The organism is Achromobacter sp. Root83 (assembly GCF_001428845.1).
Lineage (GTDB): Bacteria > Pseudomonadota > Gammaproteobacteria > Burkholderiales > Burkholderiaceae_B > Achromobacter.
Genome location: NZ_LMIU01000009.1, coordinates 14,029 through 38,161, shown reverse-complemented (window position 1 = coordinate 38,161; position 24,133 = coordinate 14,029). Strand labels below are relative to the sequence as shown.

Sequence of the window (24,133 nt, the reverse complement as noted above, 5' to 3'; positions counted from 1 at the left end):
ACCCGCTTATTCATCTACTCGCGGACATTGCATGGTAGCCGGGATCATCCGGGCTACCATGCAATGCATGGGTCGGGGTGTTTTTAAGGACCTGCTCGTCGGGCCTGTTCCCTATCAGCCGGCATTCTAAGAAAGAAGATTAACCGGTCGCAAGAAAAATTTCATGTTGCGGTACGGCATTTCATAATGTGGAAAATTGAACGGAAGCTGAATTCCTTATGGCTATACTTTTTAAGGTGTAGACCAAAAGGAGGGGTTGATTCCCGGTAATTCCCTTCCAACACGCACTAAAATGCGGCGGTCTATCCGGCCCGAATTCCATGTCCAGCGCGCCCAAGTCCAATATTCCTACGCCATTCCACGACCACGCCCGCACTCGCCGGCGCGGCGTGTACTGGGTCACGCCCGCGATGGTGCTGATCCTCTATATCTGTGTGATGGCGGTGTTCTTCTGGCTGCAGCGCATCCATGACGACAGCGTCATGTTTGTCACCATAGACCAGGAAATGCGCCAGCAGCGCCTGATCTGGGTGGTGCTGGCCCTGTCCTGCGTGATCGTCATCAGCCTGCTGATGCTCTGGCGCTATACGCGCTTCCGCTCGACCGCCGAGGCCGCCCTGATCGCCGAAACCGGATTTCGCCGCGCCATGGAGAACTCCATGTCCACCGGCATGCGGGTTTTGGACATGGAAGGCCGCATCGCCTATGTGAACCCCGCGTTCTGCCGCATGATCGGCTGGAACGAAGCCGATCTGATCGGGCGCAGCCCGCCCTTCCCTTATTGGGTGCCCGGCCGCCACGAACAGCACCAGCACACCCTGGACGTGCTGATGTCCGGCAAGACGCCCAGTAGCGGCCTGGAAGTCGAGGCGCAGCGCCGCGACGGCTCGCGCTTCACCGCCCGCATGTACGTGTCGCCCCTGCTGGACCCCAACGGCAACCAGATCGGCTGGATGACGTCCATGACGGACATCACCGAACCCAAGCGCATCCGCGAGGCCCTGACCGCCGCGCACGAGCGCTTCATGACCGTGCTGGAAGGCCTGGACGACGCCATTTCGGTCACCGCGGACACCCACGACGGCCTGGAACTGCTGTTCGCCAACCGCACCTACCGCCGCGTGTTCGGCGCGCAGACGGGCGGGCACGACGAATTGCTGGCCGGCCGGCGCGGACGCTTCACCGACGAATCCGTCGAAGTCTTCGCGCCGTCGGTGCAGCGCTGGTTCGAGGTCCATCACCGCATGCTGGCCTGGACCGACGGCCGCCGCGTCCGCATGCAGGTGGCGCGCGACATCACCGAGCGCCGCGGCCACGAAGAAGCGTCGCGCGTGCAGCAGGAAAAGATCCAGCTCACCAGCCGCCTGACCACCATGGGCGAAATGGCTTCGTCGCTGGCGCATGAGCTCAACCAGCCTCTGACGGCCATCGCCAACTACAGCATGGGTGCGGTCGCGCTGGTCAAGGCCGGCCACACCAGCCCCAACATGCTGCTGCCCGCGCTGGAAAAGGCCGCCTCGCAGGCCGAGCGCGCCGGCAAGATCATCAGCCGCATCCGCGAATTCGTGAAGCGCAGCGAGCCGCGCCGCCAGCGCGTGGCCATCGGCCGCATTGTCGACAATGCCATCGGCTTCGCCGAAATCGACGCCCGCAAGCGCCGCATCCGCATCGAGAGCTTCGTGCCGTCGAACGCGCCGGACGTGCTGGCCGATCCCATCCTGATCGAGCAGGTGCTGTTGAACCTGCTGAAGAACGGGCTGGAAGCCATGGAAAAGAGCGAATCCGACGAGCTTAAGGTTGCCGTAATTCTTCACGAGCAGCATATCGAGGTGTGCGTGGTGGACCGCGGCCACGGCCTGGCCGAACCCGAGCGCCTCTTCGAACCTTTCTTCAGCACCAAGACCCAGGGCCTGGGCATGGGGCTGAACATCTGCCGTACCATTATCGAGTCGCACCACGGCCGCCTGTGGGCGGATCCCAATCCCGCCGGCGGTACCATCTTCCGCTTTACCCTGCCCTGCGCTGCAACCCAGCCGCAGGCCCAGAACGATCAGTCCGAGGAGTTGCACGCATGAACACGCCCCACCTGTCGAGCACGGTATTCATTGTTGACGACGACGAAGCGGTCCGCGATTCGTTGCGCTGGCTGTTGGAAGCCAATGGATACCGCGTTCGCGCCTATGCCAGCGGCGAATCGTTCCTGGAGGATTACGACGCCAGCCAGATTGGCGTGCTGATCGCCGACGTGCGCATGCCGGGCATGAGCGGCCTGGAACTGCAGGAGCAACTGATCCTGCGCAACGCGCCGCTGCCCATCGTGTTCATCACGGGTCACGGCGACGTGCCCATGGCCGTGTCCACCATGAAGAAGGGCGCGGTCGACTTCCTGGAAAAACCCTTCAATGAATCCGACCTGCGCGAGATCGTCGCGCGCATGCTGGAGCAGGCCACGCAGCGCGTGAGCAAGCACCAGGCCCAGAAGGATCACGAAGCCATGCTGGCGCGCCTGACCGCGCGCGAGCAGCAGGTGCTGGAGCGCATCGTCGCCGGCCGCTTGAACAAGCAGATCGCCGACGACCTGGGCATCAGCATCAAGACCGTCGAGGCGCACCGCGCCAACATCATGGAAAAACTTGAAGTGACCACCGTTGCTGATTTGATGAAAGTGGCTTTGGCCAAACCCGAGGCTCATGCATGACAGCCAGGATTATTGACGGCGCGGCATTGTCGCTGCGCATCCGCGAAGAAGTCGCCCAACGCGTTTCGGCCCTGGCCGCCAAGGGCGCCCGCCCCGGCCTGGCCGTGGTGCTGGTGGGCGCGGACCCCGCGTCGCAGGTGTATGTGCGCAACAAGGTCGCGGCCTGCGAAAAGGCCGGCCTGCATTCCGTGAAAGAGCAGTACCCGGCCGAGATGACCGAGGCCGAATTGCTGGCCCGCATCGCCATCCTGAACCAGGACCCGTCCATCCACGGCATCCTGGTGCAGCTTCCGCTGCCCAAGCACATGGACTCGCACAAGGTCATCGAGGCCATCGCGGCCGAGAAGGACGTGGACGGGTTTCACATCAGCAATGCCGGCCTGCTCATGACCGGCCAGCCGCTGTTCCGTCCCTGCACGCCGTATGGCGTGATGAAGATGCTGGAATCCGAAGGCGTGACGCTGCGCGGCGCCGAAGCCGTGATCGTGGGCGCCAGCAACATCGTCGGCAAGCCCATGGCCATGCTGCTGCTGCAGGCAGGCGCCACCATCACGATCTGCAACTCCAAGACGCGCGACCTGGCGGCCCAGACTCGCCGGGCCGACGTGCTGGTGGTTGCCACGGGCAAGCCCGGCATGATCGACGGCTCGATGATCAAGCCCGGCGCCGTCGTCATTGACGTGGGCATCAACCGCGGCGCGGACGGCAAGCTGTGCGGCGACGTGGACTTCGCCTCGGCCAAGGAAATCGCGGGCGCCATCACGCCCGTGCCGGGCGGCGTGGGCCCCATGACCATCGCCATGCTGCTGGTCAATACCGTCGAAGCGGCGGAACGGGCCGCCGCCTGAGTTCGGCCGCGCCACGCGGGCCGCGCCCAGCGCCGGCCCAGCCGCGGGAGCGGCCCCGCCCGGACCCCGGTCCGAGGCACGGGCGCCTCCGCGGCGCGCTCTCCAAGCCCTGTCCTGCCCTTGCGTTTGGGCGGATCGCCCCTACCTGATCCTTATGTCCTTCGTCGGCGCGCTGTCCGCGCCGCCCGCCATTCTTCACGCCGGTAACACCATGACCCAGAACCCCCTGCTCGCTCCCGTCTCCGATCTGGTCGATTACGCGGCCGTCAAACCCGGACATATCGTGCCCGCCGTCCAGGAACTGCTGGGCATCGCCCGCCAGGCCGTCGACCACGCCGCCGACCCCGCGCTGGCGCCCACCTGGGAAGCCGTGGTGGAACCGCTGGATACCGCGTCCGAGCGCCTCTGGCGCGCCTGGTCGGTTGCCGGCCACCTGAACGCCGTCGTCAATACGCCTGAGCTGCGCGAGGCCTATAACGCTGCCCTGCCCCTGGTGACCGAGTTCTCGACCTGGGTCGGCCTGCATGAAGGCCTGTACGAGCAGTACCAGCGCCTGGCCGCCGCCCCCGATTTCGCGTCGTGGACGCCGGTGCGCCGCCGCATCGTGGAAATGGCCCTGCGCGACTTCCGTCTGAGCGGCGTCGAGCTGCAGGGCGCCGACCGCGAACGCTACGCCGAGATTTCCGACCGCGAGGCCCAGGCCTCGCAGAAGTTTTCGGAAAACGTGCTGGACTCCATCGACGCCTGGTCGCTGCTGGTGGAAGACGAAGCCCGCCTGGCCGGCATCCCGGCTGACGTGCAGGCCGCCGCGCGCGCCGCCGCCGAAGAGGACGGCAAGCCCGGCTGGAAGCTCACGCTGAAGATGCCGTGCTATCTGCCCGTCATGCAGTACGCGCAGGACCGTTCGCTGCGCGAGGCGCTGTACCGGGGCTATGGCACGGTGGCGTCCGAGCAGGGCGAGGCCAAGCTCGACAATTCGCCCCTCATCGAAGAGCTGCTGGCCTTGCGCGCCGAAGAATCGGGGCTGCTGGGCCTGGGCACCTTCGCCGCGCTGCGCCTGCAGACGCGCATGGCGCGCGACGCCCGCGAAGTCACCGTGTTCCTGCGCGACCTGGCGGCGCGCGCCAAGCCCTATGCCCAGCGCGACCTGGCCGAACTGAAGGACTATGCCGCCGCGGAACTGGGTTTGGACAGCCTGCAGCCCTGGGATGTGGCCTACGCCTCGGAACGCCTGCGCGAATCGCGCTACGCCTATTCGGAAGACGAGGTCAAACAGTACTTTACCGAACCCCGCGTGCTGGCGGGCCTGTTCGACGTCATCCAGACCTTGTTCGATGTGCGCCTGACCGAAACGCCGGTGTCTTCCTGGCATGCCGACGTGCGCGGCGTGCGCGTGGAAAGCCCCAGGGGCGAGCTTATCGGCTACCTGTACCTGGACTTGTACGCGCGGTCGGGCAAGCAGAACGGCGCCTGGGTCGACAGCGAGCGCACCCGCCGCGTCGTGGCCGGCCAGGTGCAGACGCCCGTCGCCTACCTGACCTGCAACTTCTCGCGCCCCAACGGCGAACGCGCCGCCGTGCTGACGCACGACGACGTCATCACCCTGTTCCATGAAACCGGCCACGCGCTGCACGCCCTGCTGTCCGAGGTCGACGAACCCGGCGCCGCCGCGTTCGCCAGCGTGGAATGGGACGCCATCGAACTGCCTTCGCAATTCATGGAGAACTTCTGCTGGGAGTGGGCCGTGGTGCAGAAGCTGTCCGCGCACGTGGACACGGGCGAACCGTTGCCGCGCGCGCTGTATGACCGCCTGGTCGCGGCCCGCAACTATCAAAGCGGCATGCAGACCGTGCGCCAGATCGAATTCGCGCTGTTCGACATGCTGATGCATGACCGCGCCAAGGGCGCCACGATTGCCGAGGTGCTGGCCCTGCTGCAGGAAGTGCGCGAGGAAGTGGCCGTGCTGTTCCCGCCGGCCTGGCATCGTCTGCCGCACGCCTTCTCGCACCTGTTCGCGGGCGGCTATGGCGCGGGCTATTACAGCTACAAGTGGGCGGAAGTGCTGTCCGCCGACGCATACGAGGCTTTCGAGGAAGCCGCCGCCAAGCAGGCAGGCAACGCCTTGGGCACGCTGGACCCGGAAACCGGCGCCCGTTTCCGCCGCGAAGTGCTGGCCGTGGGCGGATCGCGCCCGGCGGCGGAGTCGTTCGCGGCGTTCCGCGGCCGCGCTCCGCGCATCGATGCGCTGCTGCGCCACAGCGGCATGACGGCAGGCTGACCTTTTTAGGTCACGTCTGCCAGCGGCCCGCCTTCGCGCGGGCCGTTTTTTCGATGCGCCCTTGCGGCGGGACAAGACGCGGTTGGCGCGCCCTGCCCTTGCCCGCGCCAGCGGGTAGAATCGAAAGGTTTACCCCTTTCCGGCTATTGGACCCATGCGACACTTCATTTCCGGCCGCGCCTGGCGCGGGCTGCTGTTGGCCCTGTGCATGTTGGTTGCCGCCTGCGGCGACCGCAACGTCGATTGGACGCTCTACAACGTGAAGGGACACCTGCCGGACCTGAAGTTCTCGCTGCCGGGCGCGGGCGGCAAGACCGTGAGCAGTGAGGATCTGAAGGGAAAGACCGTGCTGCTGTTCTTCGGCTACGCCAGTTGCCCGGACATCTGCCCGACCACCATGGCGCAATTGACGGCCGTGCTGCAGAACCTGGGAGACAAGGCCGACAAGGTGCGCATCCTGTTCGTCAGCGTGGACCCGCACCGCGACACCCCCGACATCCTGCAGGCCTACGTCAACGCCTTCAACAACCAGGCCATCGGCGTGACCGGCGACGAAAAGCAGATCGCCGACCTGGCCCGCCGCTACCGCGTGGCCTACCAGATCGAGAAGCCCCGGCCGGGCGACGACGCCGACATGTACGAAGTGACGCACAGCCGCGGCGTGTACATTTTCGACAATGAAGGCCGCGCCCGCCTGCTGGCCTCGGACACCGACAGCATCGAAGCGCTGACCAAAGACGTGCGCCAGCTCATCGACATCACCTCCTGACCCCTGGGGCGCGGGCGCCGGGCGCCGGCCCGATCCGCACACCAGTTGTTACAGCCGGGCCCCGCGCGGCATGGGTATCATCAGTCCACACTGCCCTTTTACCCTCGCAAGGAGTACGCGCATGAGCATCATCATCATGATCATCGTCGGGTTCATCGTGGGCCTTATCGCCCGCGCCATCATGCCCGGGGACCAGAACATGGGGATCATCATGACCACCATTCTGGGCATCATCGGCGCGGTCGTGGCCGGATTCCTGGGCCAGTCCCTGGGCTGGTATGCCCCGGGCGAGCCCGCGGGCTGGATCGCATCCGTCGTAGGTGCGATCATCGTCCTGTTCATCGTGGGACTGGTCGCCAGGAAACGCACCTGACGTCCAGCCAGGCAAGAAAAAACGGGCCGATCTTCCGATCGGCCCGTTTTTTTTGGCTTGCGCCGCCCCCGCCGATCAGCCGGCGGGCGTGGCGGGCGCCGCCGCCGTGCGTTCGGTCCAGCCTCCGCCCAGCACCTTGTACAGGGTGACCAGATTGGAGAGGCGGGCCAGGCGCGTATCGACCAGCGCCTGCTGCGAGGTGTACAGCGAACGCTGGGAATCCAGCACGCTCAAGTAGTCGTCGATGCCCTGGCGGAAACGCTGTTCCGACGCGTCATAGGCGCGCTGGTTGGCGTCCACCAGCAGGCGCTGCGCCTCGATCTGCTCGTCGAGCGTGCCGCGGCCGGCCAGGGCGTCCGCGACTTCGCGGAAGCCCGTCTGGATGGACTTTTCGTATTGCGCGACCTGGATGTTCTTCTGCACCTTGGCCAGATCCAGGCCGGCAAGCAGCGAGCCGCCCGCGAAGATCGGCACGGTGATCTGGGGCACGAAGCTCCACGCCCCCGAACCGCCCTCGAACAGGCCGCCGAGGCTGGCGCTGGCGGTGCCGGCCGAACCCGTCAGGCTGATGGTCGGGAAGAAGGCCGCGCGCGCCGCGCCGATGTTGGCGTTGGCGCCCTTCAACTGATGCTCGGCCGCGCGGATGTCCGGCCGACGGGCCAGCAGGTCCGACGGCAGGCCGGCCGGCAACGTGGTCGGCAGCATGCCGTCGTCCAGCTTGACCGCGCTGTCCAGCGCGGCCGAGAGCTCGGGCGACAGGGGCTGGCCGACCAGCAGCACCAGCGCGTTGCGGTCCTGCGCGGCCTGGCGCGTGTATTGCGACAGGTTGCGCTGGGCGGTGCGCAGCGACACTTCCGCCTGGCTCAGGTCGAGCGCGGTGGACAGGCCCTGGTCATAGCTTTGCTGCGTGAGCTTGAAGGAGTCCTGCTGGCTCTTGAGGGTGTCGCGCGTCAGGCTCAGCAGTTCCTGGTCGGCGCGCAGCGTCAGATAGGCGTTGGCCACCTCGGCGATCAGCGTGAGCTGGGTCGCGGTGCGCGTCTCGTCCAGCGCCAGATAGGATTCCAGCGCCTGGTCGCTCAGGCTGCGGATGCGGCCGAACAGATCCAGTTCCCAGGCGGACATGGCGGCGCCGACCTGATAGCTGTGACTGGTGGTGGCCTGCCCGCTGGGCGACAGGTCGGCCGGCGTGCGTTGACCCGAATTCTGGCCCGCGACGCCCACGCTGGGGAGCAGGTCCGAGCGCTGGATGCGGTATTGCGCCCGCGCGGCCTCGACGTTCAGGGCCGCCACCCGCAAGTCGCGGTTGTTGACGAGCGACTGGCCGATCAACTGCTGCAGCAGCGGATCACCGAAGAAATCGCGCCAGCCGATATCCGCGGTGGACAGCCCGCCCGGCGCCCCCGTCTGGGCCGAGTTGTAGGCCGGGCCGGTGGGATAGGCGGTGTCGATCGGCGCGTCCGGCCGTTCGTACGTGGGGGCCAGCGAGCAGCCCGCGAGGGCCGCCGCCAGGGAAACAGACAGCAAGGTTCTCATCTGAAGTTTCATTACGGTTGTCCTTCCGCGGACACGTCCTGCGGACCCTTGGCGCTGGTGTCGTGCTTGTCGAGGTTTTCGCTCATGCGCTTGACCTTGAACACGCGCAGCATGATCACGAAGAAGGCCGGGACGAAGAAGATCGCCAGGAAGGTGCCGGTCAGCATGCCGCCGATGACGCCCGTGCCGATGGCGTTCTGGCTGCCCGAGCCCGCGCCGGACGAAATGGCCAGCGGGGTCACGCCCAGGATGAACGCCAGGGACGTCATCAGGATGGGACGCAGGCGCTGGCGGGCGGCGTGGATGGCCGATTCCGTCAGGCTGGCGCCCGACTCGTAATGCTCCTTGGCGAACTCCACGATCAGGATGGCGTTTTTGGCCGCCAGCCCGATAGTCGTGAGCAGACCCACCTGGAAGTACACGTCGTTGGACAGCCCCCGCATCAACGTCGCCAGCAGCGCCCCGATGATCCCCAGCGGCACCACCAGCATGACCGCGGACGGAATGGTCCAGCTTTCATACAGCGCCGCCAGGCACAGGAACACCACGATCAGCGAGATCGCGTACAGCGCGGGCGCCTGCGCGCCGGACAGGCGCTCTTCGAAGGACAGGCCTGTCCATTCAAAGCCCACGCCCACCGGCAGCTTGGCCGCCAGCCGTTCCATTTCTTCCATGGCCGCGCCCGAGCTGTAGCCCGGCGCCGCCTGGCCCTGGATGTTGTAGGACGGCACGCCGTTGTAGCGGTTCAGCTTTTGCGGGCCGAAGCTCCAGGTGGCCTTGGAGAACGCCGAGAACGGCACCATGTCGCCCGCGTTGTTGCGCACATACCATTTGTTCAGGTCTTCCGGCAGCATGCGCGACGATGCCTCGCCCTGCGCGAACACCTTCTTCACGCGGCCGCGGTCGATGAAGTCGTTGACGTACGACGAACCCCATGCCGTGGCCAGCGTGCTGTTGATGTCCGACACGGCCACGCCCAGGGCGCGCGCCTTTTCGCGGTCGATGTCCAGCTGGTACTGCGGCGCGTCTTCGATGCCGTTGGGACGCACGCCCACCAGGACCGGGCTCTTGCCAGCCTCGCCGAGCAGCTGGTTGCGCGCGGCAAGCAGCTTTTCGTGGCCCACGCCGGCGCGGTCCATCAACTGGAAGTCAAAGCCCGTGACGTTGCCCAGTTCCATCACGGACGGCGGCGGCACGACGAACAGTTTCGCGCGGCGCTCGGTCTTGCCGAAGTGCGCGTTGGCGCGTTCCGCCACGGCGCCGGCCTTCAGGCTGGCGTCGCCGCGCTCTTCCCAGTCGCGCAGCTTGATGAACAGGATGGACGCGTTCTGGCCGCGGCCGCCGAAGTTGAAGCCGTTGACGGCGAACACCGAGGTGACGGCGTCCTTTTCTTCGGTCAGCAGATACTTGGTGGCGTCGTCGATGACGGCCTTGGTGGCCTCGGCGGTGGCGCCGGCCGGCGTCTGGATCTGGGCGAACAGGATGCCCTGGTCTTCGGCTGGCAGGAAGGCCGTGGGGATGCGGGTGAACATCCAGCCCATGGCAATGACCAGGGCCAGGTAGACCACCATCAGGCGCTTGGTGCGGGTGAGGCCGCGCGCGACGGTATTGGCATAGCCGTTGCTGCTGCGCTCGAAGGTGCGGTTGAACCAGCCGAAAAAGCCGCGCTTGGCGCCGTGATGGCCCTTGGGGATGGGTTTCAGCAGCGTCGCGCACAGAGCAGGCGTGAACACGATGGCCACGATCACGGACAGCACCATGGACGACACGATGGTGATCGAGAACTGGCGGTAGATCACGCCGGTGGAACCGCCGAAGAACGCCATGGGAATGAACACGGCGGCCAGCACCATGGCGATGCCGATCAGCGCGCCGGTGATCTGGCTCATGGACTTGCGCGTGGCCTGCTTGGGCGTGAGGCCCTCTTCGGCCATCACCCGCTCGACGTTTTCCACCACCACGATGGCGTCGTCCACCAGCAGGCCGATGGCCAGCACCATCCCGAACATGGTCAGGGTGTTGATGGAGTACCCGAACGCCGCCAGCACGCCGAACGTGCCCAGCAGCACCACCGGCACGGCCAGCGTGGGAATGATGGTGGCGCGGAAGTTCTGCAGGAACAGGTACATCACCAGGAAGACCAGGATGATGGCCTCCACCAGCGTCTTGAACACTTCATGGATCGACAGGCTGACGAACGGCGTCGTGTCGTACGGATAGACGACGTCCATGCCCGGCGGGAAGTAAGGCTTCAGGTTGTTGATGGTGTCGCGCACCGCCTGCGCCGTATCCAGCGCGTTGGCGCCGGGGGCCAGCTTGACCGCCAGGCCCGATGCGGGCTTGCCGTTGTAGAAGCTGTCGATGGCGTAGGTCTGCCCGCCCAGTTCAATGCGCGAGACATCACCCAGGCGCACCTGCGAACCGTCGGGGTTGACCTTCAGCAGGATGTGGCCGAAGTCCTCGGCCGTCTGCAGGCGCGACGGCCCGATGATCGTGGCGTTGAGCTGCTGGCCGCGCACGGACGGCAGGCCGCCCAGTTGCCCGGACGACACCTGGACGTTCTGTTCCTTGATCGAGGTCGTGACGTCGACGGTGGTCAGCCCGTAGTTGACGAGCTTGGCCGGATCCAGCCAGATGCGCATCGCATACTGCGAACCGAAGAGCTGGAAGTCGCCCACGCCCTGCGTGCGGCTGATGGGATCCTGGACGTAGGACGCGACGTAGTCGGCCAGGTCGTCCTTGGTCATCGTGCCGTCGGTGGACACGAAGCCCGCCACGATCAGGAAGTTCTTGGTGGCCTTGGTGACGCGGATGCCCTGCTGCTGCACTTCCTGCGGCAACAGCGGCTGGGCCAGCGCCAGCTTGTTCTGGACCTGGACCTGCGCGGTATCGGGGTTGGTGCCCTGCTTGAAGGTCAGCGTGATGGACATGCTGCCGTCGGAATTGCTTTCCGACGAGATGTACTGCAAGCCGTCCAGGCCGTTCATTTGCTGTTCGATCACCTGCACCACGGTGTCCTGCACGGTCTGCGCGGACGCGCCCGGGTAGGTCACCGCGATGCCGATGGCCGGCGGCGCGATGTTGGGATACTGGGCGACCGGAAGCTGCAGGATGGACAGCGCGCCGGCCATCATCAGCACGATCGCGATCACCCAGGCGAAAACCGGCCTATCGATAAAAAACTTTGCCATGCATGGCTCCCTGATTACTGCTTGGCCGGGGCGTTGGCCGCCTGCGGCTGCTGCGCGTTGGCACCGGCTTCGGTGGCGACCACCTCGACGCCCGGACGCACCATCTGCAAGCCTTCCACGATCACCTTGTCGCCAGCGGCCAGGCCGTTGGTGACCAGCCACTTGTCGCCAATGGCGCGGTCGGTCTTCAGTTCACGCAGTTCCACCTGATTCTTGGCGTTGACGACCAGCGCCGTGGGCAGGCCGCGCTGATTGCGCGTCACGCCGCGTTGCGGCACCAGCAGGCCGTCGGCGGCAACGCCATCGGCCAGGCGGGCCCGCACGAACATGCCCGGCAGCAGCCGGCGGTCGGGGTTGGGGAACACGGCGCGCAAGGTGATCGAGCCCGTGCCCTGGTCCACCGTCACTTCCGAGAACTGGAGCTTGCCGGTCTGCTTGTATTGCGAGCCGTCTTCCAGTGTCAGCGTCACCAGCGCGGCCTGTTCGCCGTCGGCACGCTTGAGCTGTCCGCTGGCCAGCGCGTCCTGCAGGCGCAGAAGCTGGACGCTGGACTGGGTGACGTCGACATAGATGGGGTCGATCTGTTGCACCGCGGCCAACGCGTTGGTCTGGTTGGCGGTAACCAGCGCGCCTTCGGTCACCGACGAGCGGCCGATGATGCCCGCGATGGGCGACAGCACCTTGGTGTAGACGAGGTTGATGCGCGCCGTGTCCAGGGCCGCCTTGGCCGACAGCACGTCGGCGGCGGCCTGATCGCGCGAGGCGACGGCGTTGTCGTAGGTTTGCTGGCTGACGGCGCGGGTGGCCACCAGCGGCTTGTAGCGCTCGGCCAGCAGGGCGGCGGTCTTCTGCTGGGCCTGGGCGCGCGCCAGCGCGGCCTTCTGGCTGTCGACGCTGGCCTGGTAGAGCGCGGGATCGATCTGATAGAGCTGTTCGCCGGCCCTGACCTCGCCGCCTTCGGTGAACAGGCGCTTCTGGACGATGCCATTGACCTGGGGCCGCACTTCGGCCACGCGGAACGGCGATGTCCGGCCGGGCAACTCGGTGGTAAGGGAAACGGGCTGCGTAGTCAGGGTGACGACCGTGACTTGCGGCTTGCCCGCCTGGGGCGCTTCCTGTTTCTTGCCGCAAGCGGCCAAGGTGAGAGCCGATGCCGTCAACGCGACAACGGCCGCGCCGCGCCACATAGCGCTTTTCTTATTCATAGATTGCATTCCCGATTCCAAAAATAAAAAGCTCCGCGCCGCGCATGCGCCGCGTGCCTGCCGGCCACGAGGGGCCGTGTTGCCTTGGAGCGTCCCTGCAAAGCGCATCAGCCCGTCCGACCGTCTTGACGCGGTCCGCGTGGTTCGACTTGGGTGGTTTCGCGTGAGCACGCGGGCTGGGATTTACCGGAATGCTGCATTGCAGAACTTGCATTTTGAGTTATCCCGCCCGAGAAACAAAGGGGCGCATTAAGAAAACATCATTCCATTTATGGGACAATTATCGAATCTCCACTGTCACAAACACCTGTCATGAAACGACTACAGGGCATGGAACTTTTCGTTGAAGTCGCCAAGACGCACAGTTTTAGCCGCGCCGCGGCCACGCTGGGCGTGCCGAAATCGACCTTGTCTCGCCAGGTGGCCGAATTGGAGCGCTCCGTGGGCCTGCGGCTGCTCAGCCGCACCACGCGCAAGGTCGAACTGACCGACGCCGGCCGGCTGTATTTCGAGCGCTGCCAGCGCATCGTGGCCGAGGCGCAGATCGCCCATGAAGAATTGCAGAAGCTGGTGGACACGCCCGCCGGACCGCTGCGGGTGAACATGCCCGCGGATTTCGGCACGGACTTCCTGGCTGAATCGTTCATGGAGTTTTCCCGCCGATATCCCGATGTGACGTTTTTCCTGGACCTGGCCAATCCGGACCACGCTTCGCGCGTGTTCCAGACCTGCGATGTTTCGATCGAGATCGGCGACCTGCCGGACTCGACGCAGATTGCACGGCTGTTGGGCATGCTGCCCGCCCACCTGTATGCCTCGCGCGAATACCTGCAGAAGCACGGCGAACCGCGGCACCCCAGCGACCTGACCCGGCACGAGTGCATCGAGTTCCGCGCGGAAGGCGCCGGACGCGTGACGCGCTGGCCGCTGACCAATGGCGAACAGCACATCGAGTTCACGCCGGGCAACCGGTTTTCGGTCAATGGCGTCGCCATGGCGCGGCGCCTGGCCATGCTGGGCGCGGGCATCGCGGTGCTGGTGGGAGGTCAATTGGCCGAGCAGCAATCCGGCCAGTTGCAGCGCGTGCTGCCCGATTGGCAGCTAGGTCCGTTTCCCGTTCACGCGGTGACCGAGACCAGACTGTTGCCCGCCAAGACCCGGATCTTCATCGAATTCCTGATGGAGCGCCTGGGCAGCAACCGGCAAGCGAAGGATACGCCCGCTTTCATGAAATGACGGCGAGACGGAAACAGATTGAAAAATCTGATGGCCGCCGACATCACTTGTCGCGATGCGTGACCAATCAAGCAGCCAGGCGGTTCAGAAGGCTTCGTCGTCGCGCAGGTAGCGCCATTGGCCCAGCGGCAGGTCGCCCAGGGACACGCGGCCGATGCGCACGCGCTTCAGGCCCACCACTTTCAGGCCGACCATTTCGCACATGCGGCGGATCTGGCGCTTCTTGCCTTCGCGCAGCACGAAACGAAGCTGGTCGTGGTTCTGCCAGCGCACATGGGCCGGCTTGAGCGCCTTGCCGTCGAGCGACAACCCGTGGTTCAGCAGGGCCAGCCCGTTGTCCGGCAGGTCGCCCTGCACGCGCACCAGATATTCCTTGTCGACACTGGAGTCTTCGCCGATCAGGTGCTTGGCGATGCGGCCGTCCTGCGTCAGCACCAGCAGCCCCTGCGAATCGATGTCCAGCCGGCCGGCCACGGCCAGGCCTTCGAGATGCGCGCGCTCGAACCGCTGCGGCGCCCTGTCCCCGGCGAAGCGCGAACGCGCGTCGATCAGCGCCACGGCGGGCGTATAGCCTTTTTCGGCCTGGCCCGACACATAGCCCACGGGCTTGTTGATCAGGATGGTGACCCGCGAGGTCTGGCGCGCCTGCGCTGCGCGTTCCAGCGTAATGACCTGGTCGGGGTAGGCCCGGGCGCCCAATTCGGACACCACGACGCCGTCCACGCGGACCCAGCCGCGTTCGATGTAGCTGTCGGCCTCGCGGCGCGAGCAGAGTCCGCGCTCGGACATGAGCTTGGAGATACGTACTTTTTCCATGGGCGGTATTGTATGCGGACCGCCGGACGCGCCCGCCGGGGCCCGCCTGCGGCACTGCGACGCAGGGGGCCTGTCAGCCGGGCTTGGCATAATACGCAGCCATGACGACACCCGCAGCACATCGCCCTCCTCTCGCCGCGGGCTGGCTGGCCGAAGCGCCGCCCATCCTGCCCCCCGTCCAACGCCACTGGCTGTTCCGTCCCGGCGCCTTGACCGCCGGACTGCGGCAGGTAGGCCAGGTCCGCCTGCGGGTGCTGGCCGAATACGCCGACGGCGCGCCGCCGGACGAGGCCCGCGCCATGCGCATCGCGGCCGGCTCGCCCGTCTGGATCCGCGAAGTGCTGATGTCGGTCAACGGCGTGGACAGCGTGCCCGCGCGCAGCCTGACCCCGCTGACCGCCTCGCATGGCGCCTGGCAAGGCATGCGCCGCCTGCTGACCCGGCCGCTGGCCGACATGCTGTATCACGACAGCACCGTCATCCGGTCGCCCTTTGCCTGCCGCCGCCTGGCGTCGCCCGTGCCGTTTCATGCGACCGCGCGGAACGTGCTGCCCGCCGCAAGCCGGGATCGCGACGCCGCGCGCATCTGGGCGCGCCGGTCCGTGTTCTGGCGCCAGGGCCAGCCCTTGTTGGTGGCCGAATGCTTCTTGCCGGGATTCTGGGACGTGATTGCCGGCCAGCCCGTGCCGCCGCTGGTGCCGCACCAGCGCACGCCCCGCTGACGCGGACCGCGCCCTTGGGCGGGATCGAATCCCGCGCGGTTCAAGCGCGCGCAGTACAGGCCCGGTAGTTCAACCCGGGTGGTTCAACCCTCGTACTGGCGTCCCCGTGCCAGCAGTTCGGGCGTGCCGATCACCGCGTTCAGGCCGTCGAAGTCCAGCATCTTTTCCTTCCAGGGCGCGGTCGTGCCCTGCTGGCGCAGGCTGCCGTAATAGCCTTGCAGGGTATGCGCCACGGCGCGCGCGGTGCCGCCCGGGAAGACGACGATGCGGAATCCCAGCGCGGTCAATTCATCGGCGCTTTGCACCGGCGTCTTGCCGCCCTCCACCATGTTCGCCAGCAACGGCACGCGGGCCGCGAAGCGCGCGCAGGCCGCCCGCATCTGTTCCGGCGTGCGCAGCGCTTCGATGAAGAGCGCGTCGGCGCCCGCTTCCAGATAGGATTCCGCGCGGTCCAGCGCGGCTTCCAGGCCCTCGACCGCCACCGCGTCGGTGCGCGCCAGGATCAGCGTGGACGCGTGCGTCCGCGCATCAACGGCGGCGCGCAGCTTGCCGCGCATTTCGGGGGCGGGAATCACGGTCTTGCCGTCCAGGTGGCCGCAGCGCTTGGGAAAGGTCTGGTCTTCAAGCTGGATCATGGCCGCGCCCGCGCGCTCGAATCCTCGCACGGTGCGCTGCGTGTTCAGCGCATTGCCAAAGCCGGTGTCGGCATCCACGATGATGGGCGCCGATACCCGTTCGGCGATGCGCGCCAGCGTGTCTTCGACCTCGGTATAAGTGGTCAGGCCGATGTCCGAACGCCCCAGCCGCGTGTAGGCGATGGACGCGCCGGACAGATATAGCGCGCCAAAGCCCGCCTGTTCGGCCACCAGCGCCGACAGGGCGTCGTAGACGCCGGGGGCCAGCACGGCGCCGGCATCCAGTTGCATCTTCAGATTCTGTTTCTGCATCACTTCCCTTCCTGATCCAGGCTGCGCCCAAGCAGCGCCGCCGCGGTCGCCGCGGCGATATGGCCGCCCGCCACCGCACTGAGCAAGCCATTGCCGGACAGATAGCCCGACACGTCGTTGCCCGACACACCCCGGGCGGCTCCGCCCGCGGCAAGCAGATTGGGCAAGGCGCGGCCATCGCGGTCGAGGACGCGGCAATGCGCGTCGATGTCCAATCCGCCTTGCGTATGAAACAGCGCCCCCGTGACCTTGACCGCGTGGTACGGCGCCCGCAGGACGCGCTCGAAGCGGCGGCCCAGCGGATCCGCCGTGTCCGGGCCGACGGCGGCCAGGGTCTGGCGCAGCACTTGCGCATCGCACCCGATCAGGGCGGCCAGTTCGGGCAGCCCGGCGCAGCTTTTCAGCGCGTGGCCGGACTCGGCCGCGACGAAATCCGGAAAGCCGCGGGCCAGCGCCAAGCTGCGGTCGTCGAACACATTCCAGGCTACGGCGCCCGGCTGCGCGAGCACATGGACAGCCGCCTCGGAGTAGCCGTGGGTCTCGTCATGGAACCGCAGGCCGTCGCGGTTGATCTGCACGCCGCCGTCCATCATCACCGCCCAGGAGATCAGCGCGCCTTGCGGCGTGGCCCAGGAGCCGTGGCCCTGGTAGCCGCCCAGGTCGGCCAGCCGCGCGCCCATCTGCGTGCCCCATTCGATGGCGCTGCCGTCGTTGCCCGCGTGCCCGCCATAGATGGCATCGCGCATGGCGGGCAGGTATTGGCCAACCATCTCGGCATTGCCGCCAAAGCCGTTGCAGGCCAGGATCAGGGCATCGCAGCCGATCACGTCGACCGCGCCGCCGGGGCGCTCGCAGCCCACGGCGGTGACGCGGCCGTCTTCATCGGTCCAGATCTCGCGGGCCAGCGCGCGCGTCAGCAGGTAGGCGCCCGCCCCGGTTGCCGCCCGCTCCAGCGCCGCGACCAGCGCGGCGCCCGTGCGTTCGGGCAAGGTGTGCATGCGGCGGGCGGTATGGCCCGGATACAGAAAACCGTCCAGGACCTGGAACGCCAGCCCGTGCCGCGCCAGCGCATCCATGGCCGCCGCCGCCGCGCCCGTGTAGGCGCAAACCAGTTCCGGCGCGGCCGTGCCCCGGGCCTTGGCCTGGATGTCGGCAGCAAAGCGCCCCGCGTCGTCCTCGATGCCCGCGGCACGCTGCACCTTGGACCCGGCCGCCGGAATGAAGCCGGAAGACAGGGCCGACGACCCGCTGGGCGCGGCGTCGCGTTCGATCAGCACGGTCTCGATGCCGGCGCTGGCCAGCCTTAGCGCGGCGGTCAGGCCGCAGGCGCCGGCGCCGATGATCGCCACCGGCACGTGCATGGCATCCGCGCCGGGCGCGGCGCCCCGCTTGACGGCCGGCGCGCTCACGAGGCCAGCCTGTCCAGCAGGTCCTGGCACGACACGACGTCGGCCACGGTGCGCAGATCCGCCAGCGCCGCGTCGTGCATGGCGGGCGTGGGCGCGGCGCAGCCATCGGCCAGCACTGTCACGTGGTAGTCGCGCATGTGGGCGTCGCGCGCCGTGCTGGCCACGCCGCCGTTGGTGACGATGCCGGCCAGCACCACGCTGGAGATGCCGGCGCGGCGCAGCACCCAGTCGAGCTGGGTGTTGAAGAAGGCCGAATACGCCACCTTCCAGACCGACACGTCGACCAGGCCGTCCAGTTCGGCCACGTTGGCCTGTCCGGCCGAACCCGCGACGAAGTCGCCCTTCCTCAGGAAAGGACGCAGTTGCTTCAGATGCGGCGAGATCATGGGTTCGCCGTGCGCGTCCGGCCACAGCGTGAATTGGCTGGCGGCCACGAAGCCGCCGCGCTCCTTGAGCGCTCGGGCCACGGGCGCGACGCGGGCGGGCAAGGCGCGCGCCTGCGGGCTGACCGCGCCGCCGCGGTCATAGGCGCCGCCGGGCGCCAGGAAATCGTTCTGCAGGTCGATGATCAGCAGCGCGGTGGTGCGGGGGTCGAAGGGGTGCATGGCGCGTTCCTACGAGGCGGTCCGGGCGATCAGCAGATTGCCCAGGGGGTCGACGCGGCCGGCAAAGCCGGGTTCGATCCAGATGGTGGTGTCCGGCTGCTCCAGGATGGCGGGACCCGCCACCTCGGCGCCGACAGGCAGGTCCAGCCGCGCGAAGCGCACGGCGTCGCGCCACTGGCCCGCGTGAAAGACCGCCTGCGTGCCCAGCGCGGCCGGCATGTCCTGGCAGGTCGGGGCCAGCAGCGCCAGGTCGAACTTGGGACGCTGGCCGATGCGGGCGTAGCGCAGGTTCAGGATGCGGACCGCGATGCCGCTCAGGCTGCGGCCGAAGGCGGCGCGGTAGGCGCGGTCGAACGCGGCGGCGATGCCTTCCCGGTTCAGTTCGCCGCGGCGGGTTTCCACGCGCACGGTATGGCTTTGGCCCACGTACAGCATGTCCAGCTCGATGCTTTCGCGGATGCCTTCGAAGGCCACGCCAGCGGAATCCAGGCGTTCCTGGCAGGCCCGGGCCAACCCGTCGATGCGGGCCAGCAGGTCATCGGCATCCAGCGCGTCCAGCGCCACGTTCAGCGTCTGCACGCCGTCATGGCGCATGTCGGCCATGACGCAGCCCAGCGCCGACGTCACGCCCGGATAGCGCGGCACGATGCCGTGAGCCGCGTCCACCTCGTTCATCATGGCGCAGACATGCAGCGCGCCGCCGCCGCCGAACGGCATGTAGGCGAATTTGCGCGGATCGTGGCCGCGCTCGATGGATACGACCCGGATGGCGCCGGCCATCTTGGCGTTGGCCACCGTCAGGATCGCTTCGGCCGCGGCATGCACGTCCAGGCCCAGCGGTTTGGCCACGTGTTCGTCAATGGCGGCGCGGGCCAGCGCCACGTCCATGGTGGCCAGCAGCCCGCCGCCCAGCGGGCGTTCGGCCGCGATGCGGCCCAGCAGCACGTTAGCATCGGTGACCGTGGGACGCGTGTTGCCGCGTCCGTAGCAGGCCGGGCCGGGAATGCTGCCGGCGGATTCGGGGCCGACCTGCAGCAGGCCGCCCGCGTCCACGCTGGCGATGGATCCGCCGCCCGCGCCGATGGTTTCGATCTGAATCATCGGGGCGCGCACCACCATGCCGAAGTCGATGGCGGTCTGCGCCGACAGCGAGGCCTCGCCGCCCGCCACCAGCGACACGTCGAACGAGGTGCCGCCCATGTCGCCGGTGACCACGTTCGGAAAGCCCGCGGCGCGGGCGATGGCCGCGCAGGCGATCACCCCCGCGGCCGGGCCGGACAAGGCGGTGCGCACCGGCACGTCGCACGCCGTCTGGCGCGACATGACGCCGCCGTTGCTCTGCACCACCAGCAGTTCGCCGCCGAAGCCATGCTGTTGCAGGTCCGACTCCAGCCGGGTCAGGTAGCTGCCCACCACCGGCTGCAGCGCGGCGTTCAGCACCGCGGTCGAGCAGCGTTCGAATTCGCGGATCTCGGGCAGCACCTCGGTGGCGGCCGTGACGTTGCCGTTCGGCCAGATCGCCCGCACGCGGGCCGCGGCCTGGGCCTCGTTGGCCGGATTGGCATAGGCGTTGACGAAGAACACGCACACCGCCTCGCAGCCCTGCTCCAGCAGCGCGCGCGCCGCGGCTTCGACCTGGTCCAGGTCCACCGGCGTGTGCAGGGTGCCGTCGGCCAGCACGCGCTCACTGACTTCCAGGCGCAGGTCGCGCGGCACGACGGGCTCGTAGTTGCCGCGCAGGCCCCAGGTGCGGGGCCGGTCGCGCCGGCGCATTTCCAGCACGTCGCGAAAGCCCTCGGTGGTGATGATGCCGGTGCGCGCCACCTTGCGCTCCAGCAGCGCGTTGGTGCCCACCGTGGTGCCGTGCACGATGGTGGCGATGTCACCCGCCCCTTCGGCCACGCGCGCGATGCCGTTCATGAAGCCGCGCGCTTCCTCGCCGCGGGTGGACGGCACCTTGACGACGCGCGCACTGCCGCCCGCCTCGTCCAGCACGAAAAGATCCGTGAACGTGCCGCCCACGTCCACGCCTACCACCAAGCCTTGCGCCGCGCTCATGCCGACTGCTCCTTCAGAGTTTCGCTTACGTAGCCCATCTTGCGGTCATGCTCCCGCGCCTTGGGATCGCGCCGCGCGGGTTCGCCATAGCCGCCCCCGCCCGGCGTCTCCAGGCGCACGCGGTCGCCGCGCTGCAACTGGATGCCCAGCATCTTCGAGCTCATGGGCGGGGTTTGCCATTGGCCGTCCTGCTCATAGCGGAACACGTTCAGCGCGGCCTGGCCGCCGCCGGCGATGCCCTTGGGCGCGCTGCGGCCGCGTTCGCCGAAGATGAAGGCTTCGGCGCTGTCTTCGAGCAATTCGATTTCATAGATCGCGCCCAGGCCGCCGCGATGCGTACCGTCGCCCGCCGAATCGGGGCGCAGCGCCCATTGGGTGAAGCGCACGGGATACGCCGCTTCCAGGATTTCCAGCGGCGGGATGGTGGCGGTGGAGATCGGCGCGTTGCCGTGGCTCAGGCCGTCGCCGTCCGAGTGGCCGCCGTGGCCGCCCCCAAAGAAACTGAACATCACCCAGCGCTGGCCCTTGCGGGCGGCGTCGCTGCGGTAGCCGGCGATCGACAGGGCATTGATGGTGCCGTAGGCCTGCGCCATGGCGCGTTCCGGCGCGGCCTGGGCCATGGCGCAGAAGATCACGTCGATCATGCGCAGGATGGTCTCGGTGTAACCGCCCACCGGGCGCGGGCGGTCGGCCGAGATCACCAGGCCGTCGGGCAGTACCACGTCCACGGCGTCCAGCACGCCGGCATTGGCGGGCACGTCCGGGAACAGGTGCTTGAGCGCCACATAGCAGGCAGCGATCGCCGTCGCGCGGGAGATATTCACCGGGCCCGCGCAGGCGGGCGAAGTGCCGGTGAAGTCCAGCGCCAGGCGGTCCCCGGCGATCGTCAGCGTCAGCGCGATGCGCAGCGGTGTATCGCGCACGCCGTCGTTGTCCAGCATGTCCTCGAAGGCATAGACGCCGTCGGGCAGGCGCGAGATGTGATCGCGCATCAGGCGGCGCGCCCGTTCCCGCAAGGTGTCCAGGGACTCCAGCACCGTGGCGTCGCCATACTCGTCCAGCAGGCCGTCCAGCCGGCGCGCGCCCAGTTCCAGCGCGGCCAGTTGGCCGTTCAGGTCGCCCCACAGGCTGTCGGGCAGGCGGGTGTTGGCCTTCAGGATGGCCAGCACGTCCTCATCCAGCACACCGGCGCGCAGGATGCGCACGGGCGGAATCTGCACTGCCTCCTGCCAGCATTCGGTGGCGGCCGGGTTGTAGTTGCCGGGCACCGCGCCGCCCACGTCGTGCCAGTGCGCCGCCGACGCCAGGAAGCAGAACAGGTTGCCGCCCCGGAACACCGGCCGGACGAGCTTGAAGTCGTTGGCGTGCGTGCCGCCTTCGTAGGGATCGTTGAACAGCCAGACGTCGCCGTCCACCATGCCGCCGCGCTCGGCCGCGACCCTGGCCGCCGCCTTGACGGCGAACGCCATCGCGCCCACGAAGACAGGCAGACCCGACTTGCCCTGGATCAGGGTGGCGCCGGTGGCGGCGTCGTACATGCCGTGGCAGGCGTCATGGGCCTCGGCGATGATGGGGTTGAACGCGCTGCGGTACAGCGTGGCGTCCATTTCGTCGGCAATCTGTTCCAGGCGGCCCTTCAGGACCGCCAGGGTGACGGGATCAAGCATGTTGTTCTTCCTAAGAGGTTTGACGCTGTTTCAGCAGATTCAGCAGTCCGCCGGCCTGCACCATTTCCAGCAGAAAGCCGGGCACGGTCTCGCAGTGCAGTTCGGCCGGGACGGCGCCGGCGCGGCTGATGCGCCCCGCTGCCGGATCCAGTGCGATGCGTTCGCCTTCGGCCAGGATCTCGGCCTGTGCGCAGGTCAAGAGCAGCAGGCCCACGTTGAACGCGTTGCGGAAATACAGGCCATTGAAGGACGGCGCGATCACCGCGGCCACGCCCAGGCGTACCAGGGCGGCGGCAGCCTGTTCGCGCGACGAGCCGATGCCGAAGTTCGGCCCCGCCACCAGCACGTCGCCCGGCCGCACCTCGGCCGCGAACTCGGGGCGCACCCGCTGCAGGCAATGGCGCGCGATCTCGTCGATGCCGAACTTCATGTAGGCGCCGGGGGCCAGCGCGTCGGTGTCGATGTCCGCGCCCACCCGCCAGACGCGGTGGGTAGTGGTCTGAGCCGTCATGCCATGAACTCCCGGGGATCGGCGATGCGGCCGGCCACGGCCGATGCCGCGACCGTGTAGGGCGAAGCCAGATAGACCTGCGCCGTTTCGGAGCCCATGCGCCCCTTGAAGTTGCGCGCGGTGGTGGAGATGACGCTGGCGCCGTCCGGAATGGACCCGCCGTAACCCGCACAGGCGCCGCAGGACGTGGCCAGCACGTCCGCCCCGGCCTCGCGCAGCACCTGCATGACGCCTTCCTGCTCGGCCTGTTCCTGGTCGCGCCGGCTGGCCGGCGCGACCATCAGCCGCATGCCGTCCGCCAGCCGGCGCCCGCGCAGCACGCTGGCCGCGGCGCGCAGGTCTTCCAGCTTGGCGCCGGTGCAGGCGCCGATGTATGCCACCTGCACCGGCACATCCCGGTACTGCTCCACATCGCGCGCATTGGCGGGGCTGTGCGGCGCGGCCACCTGGGGCGCCAGCGCGGCGGCATCGAAGTCGTGCCATTCCGCCTCTGCGTCCGGGTCGCCTTGCCAACGCGCCAGGTCCAGATCCCCCGCCACGCCGGCGTCGCGCAGGTAGGCGGCGGTGGTCTCGTCCGGCGCGATCAGGCCCACCTGCGAGCCCAGTTCGGCGCTCATGTTCGACAGGGTCATGCGTTCCTGCATGGACAGCGCGCGCACGGCCTCGCCGCAGAATTCCACCGCCTGGTAGCGTCCGCCGTTCATGCCGTAGCGGCCGATCATGTGCAGCATCATGTCCTTGGCCGTGACGCCGTCGCCCAGGCGCCCGCTCCAGCGCATCATCAGCGTTTTGGGCACCTTGACCCAGATCTGGCCGGTGACCGCCACGCCCAGCATCTCGGTGCTGCCGATGCCGAACATATACGCGCCGAACGCGCCGCCCGTGGGCGAATGGGAATCCCCGCCCACGCAGAACATGCCGGGGCGGATATGGCCGTGCTGGGGCACGACCACATGGCAGATGCCCACGGAGTCATACACGTTGGGCAGTTGCTGCCCCGCCGCCCAGTCGCGCGCGATGCGCACGATGCGGCGCGATTCGTCGTCGGATTCCGGAACGTAGTGGTCGATGACCAGCACCACCTTGGAGCGGTCCCACAGCGTGGCGCCCAGTTCTTCCAGCATGGGCTGCAGGCGCCTCGGGCCGCTGGAATCGTGGAACATCGCCAGGTCCACCGCACAGGTCACGATGTCGCCCTCGGCCACCGCCGCGCGCCCGCAGGCGGCGGCGATCAGCTTCTGAGCCAGGGTTTGAGGTTGAACCATGG

At 67.8% G+C, this 24,133-nt stretch carries 19 protein-coding genes; 8 read left to right on the top strand and 11 right to left on the bottom strand.

Annotated features, from left to right (window positions below; all coding sequences use genetic code 11):
• Nucleotides 1-320: 320 nt before the first annotated feature.
• From ASE30_RS11100 to ASE30_RS11075, 6 genes are all read left to right on the top strand, one after another.
• On the top strand, nucleotides 321-2,075 hold the full coding sequence (locus tag ASE30_RS11100) for a PAS domain S-box protein (protein WP_057284370.1): 1,755 nt from the start codon (nucleotides 321-323) through the stop codon (nucleotides 2,073-2,075).
• On the top strand, nucleotides 2,072-2,698 hold the full coding sequence (locus ASE30_RS11095; RefSeq protein ID WP_057284369.1) for a response regulator transcription factor: 627 nt from the start codon (nucleotides 2,072-2,074) through the stop codon (nucleotides 2,696-2,698). The genes ASE30_RS11100 and ASE30_RS11095 overlap by 4 nt, the downstream gene beginning before the upstream one ends.
• The gene (gene folD / locus ASE30_RS11090; protein WP_057284368.1) at nucleotides 2,695-3,546 is read left to right on the top strand and encodes a bifunctional methylenetetrahydrofolate dehydrogenase/methenyltetrahydrofolate cyclohydrolase FolD; all 852 of its coding nucleotides are present in this window, start codon (nucleotides 2,695-2,697) and stop codon (nucleotides 3,544-3,546) included. Before ASE30_RS11095 ends, folD begins: the two co-directional genes overlap by 4 nt.
• 211 nt (nucleotides 3,547-3,757) lie before the next feature.
• Complete coding sequence (locus ASE30_RS11085) at nucleotides 3,758-5,824, top strand: M3 family metallopeptidase (RefSeq protein WP_057284514.1); 2,067 nt, start codon at nucleotides 3,758-3,760, stop codon at nucleotides 5,822-5,824.
• A 154-nt stretch (nucleotides 5,825-5,978) separates the two neighbouring features.
• Nucleotides 5,979-6,593 (top strand): SCO family protein, encoded by a 615-nt coding sequence (locus ASE30_RS11080; protein ID WP_057284367.1) that lies wholly within the window; start codon nucleotides 5,979-5,981, stop codon nucleotides 6,591-6,593.
• A 121-nt stretch (nucleotides 6,594-6,714) separates the two neighbouring features.
• Nucleotides 6,715-6,966 carry a GlsB/YeaQ/YmgE family stress response membrane protein gene (locus ASE30_RS11075; RefSeq protein WP_057284366.1) on the top strand — a complete coding sequence of 84 codons (252 nt, stop codon included), beginning with the start codon at nucleotides 6,715-6,717 and terminating at the stop codon, nucleotides 6,964-6,966.
• A gap of 75 nt (nucleotides 6,967-7,041) precedes the next feature.
• On the opposite strand, the gene adeC is transcribed toward ASE30_RS11075, so the two are convergent.
• From adeC to ASE30_RS11060, 3 genes are read right to left on the bottom strand one after another with little or no spacing between them, the layout of a single operon-like run.
• Nucleotides 7,042-8,511, bottom strand: coding sequence for an AdeC/AdeK/OprM family multidrug efflux complex outer membrane factor (adeC, locus tag ASE30_RS11070; protein ID WP_057284365.1), 1,470 nt, complete (start codon nucleotides 8,509-8,511; stop codon nucleotides 7,042-7,044).
• Nucleotides 8,511-11,690 carry an efflux RND transporter permease subunit gene (locus ASE30_RS11065; RefSeq protein ID WP_057284364.1) on the bottom strand — a complete coding sequence of 1,060 codons (3,180 nt, stop codon included), beginning with the start codon at nucleotides 11,688-11,690 and terminating at the stop codon, nucleotides 8,511-8,513. Before ASE30_RS11065 ends, adeC begins: the two co-directional genes overlap by 1 nt.
• A 14-nt stretch (nucleotides 11,691-11,704) precedes the next feature.
• On the bottom strand, nucleotides 11,705-12,895 hold the full coding sequence (locus ASE30_RS11060; protein WP_057284513.1) for an efflux RND transporter periplasmic adaptor subunit: 1,191 nt from the start codon (nucleotides 12,893-12,895) through the stop codon (nucleotides 11,705-11,707).
• 330 nt (nucleotides 12,896-13,225) lie between these two features.
• On the opposite strand from ASE30_RS11060, the gene ASE30_RS11055 reads away from it, so the two are divergent.
• Nucleotides 13,226-14,131, top strand: coding sequence for a LysR family transcriptional regulator (locus ASE30_RS11055; protein WP_057284363.1), 906 nt, complete (start codon nucleotides 13,226-13,228; stop codon nucleotides 14,129-14,131).
• 84 nt (nucleotides 14,132-14,215) lie between these two features.
• Here the strand turns inward: ASE30_RS11055 and ASE30_RS11050 are convergent, their stop codons facing one another.
• Nucleotides 14,216-14,947, bottom strand: a complete 732-nt coding sequence (locus ASE30_RS11050; RefSeq protein ID WP_057284362.1) for a pseudouridine synthase — start codon at nucleotides 14,945-14,947, stop codon at nucleotides 14,216-14,218.
• A gap of 101 nt (nucleotides 14,948-15,048) precedes the next feature.
• On the opposite strand from ASE30_RS11050, the gene ASE30_RS11045 reads away from it, so the two are divergent.
• Nucleotides 15,049-15,669, top strand: a complete 621-nt coding sequence (locus ASE30_RS11045) for a chorismate lyase (RefSeq protein WP_057284361.1) — start codon at nucleotides 15,049-15,051, stop codon at nucleotides 15,667-15,669.
• An 83-nt stretch (nucleotides 15,670-15,752) separates the two neighbouring features.
• Here ASE30_RS11045 and ASE30_RS11040 read toward each other — a convergent pair whose 3' ends face one another.
• The 7 genes from ASE30_RS11040 to ASE30_RS11010 are packed head-to-tail and all read right to left on the bottom strand — an operon-like array spanning nucleotide 15,753 to nucleotide 24,131.
• Complete coding sequence (locus ASE30_RS11040; protein WP_057284360.1) at nucleotides 15,753-16,616, bottom strand: oxaloacetate decarboxylase; 864 nt, start codon at nucleotides 16,614-16,616, stop codon at nucleotides 15,753-15,755.
• Entirely contained in the window at nucleotides 16,616-18,025 is a 1,410-nt protein-coding gene (locus ASE30_RS11035) for an FAD-dependent oxidoreductase (protein WP_057284359.1), read from the bottom strand. The genes ASE30_RS11040 and ASE30_RS11035 overlap by 1 nt, the downstream gene beginning before the upstream one ends.
• On the bottom strand, nucleotides 18,022-18,630 hold the full coding sequence (locus ASE30_RS11030) for a cysteine hydrolase family protein (RefSeq protein ID WP_057284358.1): 609 nt from the start codon (nucleotides 18,628-18,630) through the stop codon (nucleotides 18,022-18,024). Before ASE30_RS11030 ends, ASE30_RS11035 begins: the two co-directional genes overlap by 4 nt.
• Before the next feature lie 9 nt (nucleotides 18,631-18,639).
• The gene (locus tag ASE30_RS11025) at nucleotides 18,640-20,688 is read right to left on the bottom strand and encodes a hydantoinase/oxoprolinase family protein (protein ID WP_057284357.1); all 2,049 of its coding nucleotides are present in this window, start codon (nucleotides 20,686-20,688) and stop codon (nucleotides 18,640-18,642) included.
• A complete protein-coding gene (locus ASE30_RS11020) occupies nucleotides 20,685-22,355 on the bottom strand; it encodes a hydantoinase B/oxoprolinase family protein (protein WP_057284356.1) in 1,671 nt (556 codons plus the stop codon). Before ASE30_RS11020 ends, ASE30_RS11025 begins: the two co-directional genes overlap by 4 nt.
• A 10-nt stretch (nucleotides 22,356-22,365) precedes the next feature.
• Nucleotides 22,366-22,866 carry a 3-isopropylmalate dehydratase gene (locus ASE30_RS11015; RefSeq protein WP_057284355.1) on the bottom strand — a complete coding sequence of 167 codons (501 nt, stop codon included), beginning with the start codon at nucleotides 22,864-22,866 and terminating at the stop codon, nucleotides 22,366-22,368.
• Nucleotides 22,863-24,131 carry a 3-isopropylmalate dehydratase large subunit gene (locus ASE30_RS11010; RefSeq protein ID WP_057284354.1) on the bottom strand — a complete coding sequence of 423 codons (1,269 nt, stop codon included), beginning with the start codon at nucleotides 24,129-24,131 and terminating at the stop codon, nucleotides 22,863-22,865. Before ASE30_RS11010 ends, ASE30_RS11015 begins: the two co-directional genes overlap by 4 nt.
• Between the last annotated feature and the right edge of the window lie 2 nt (nucleotides 24,132-24,133).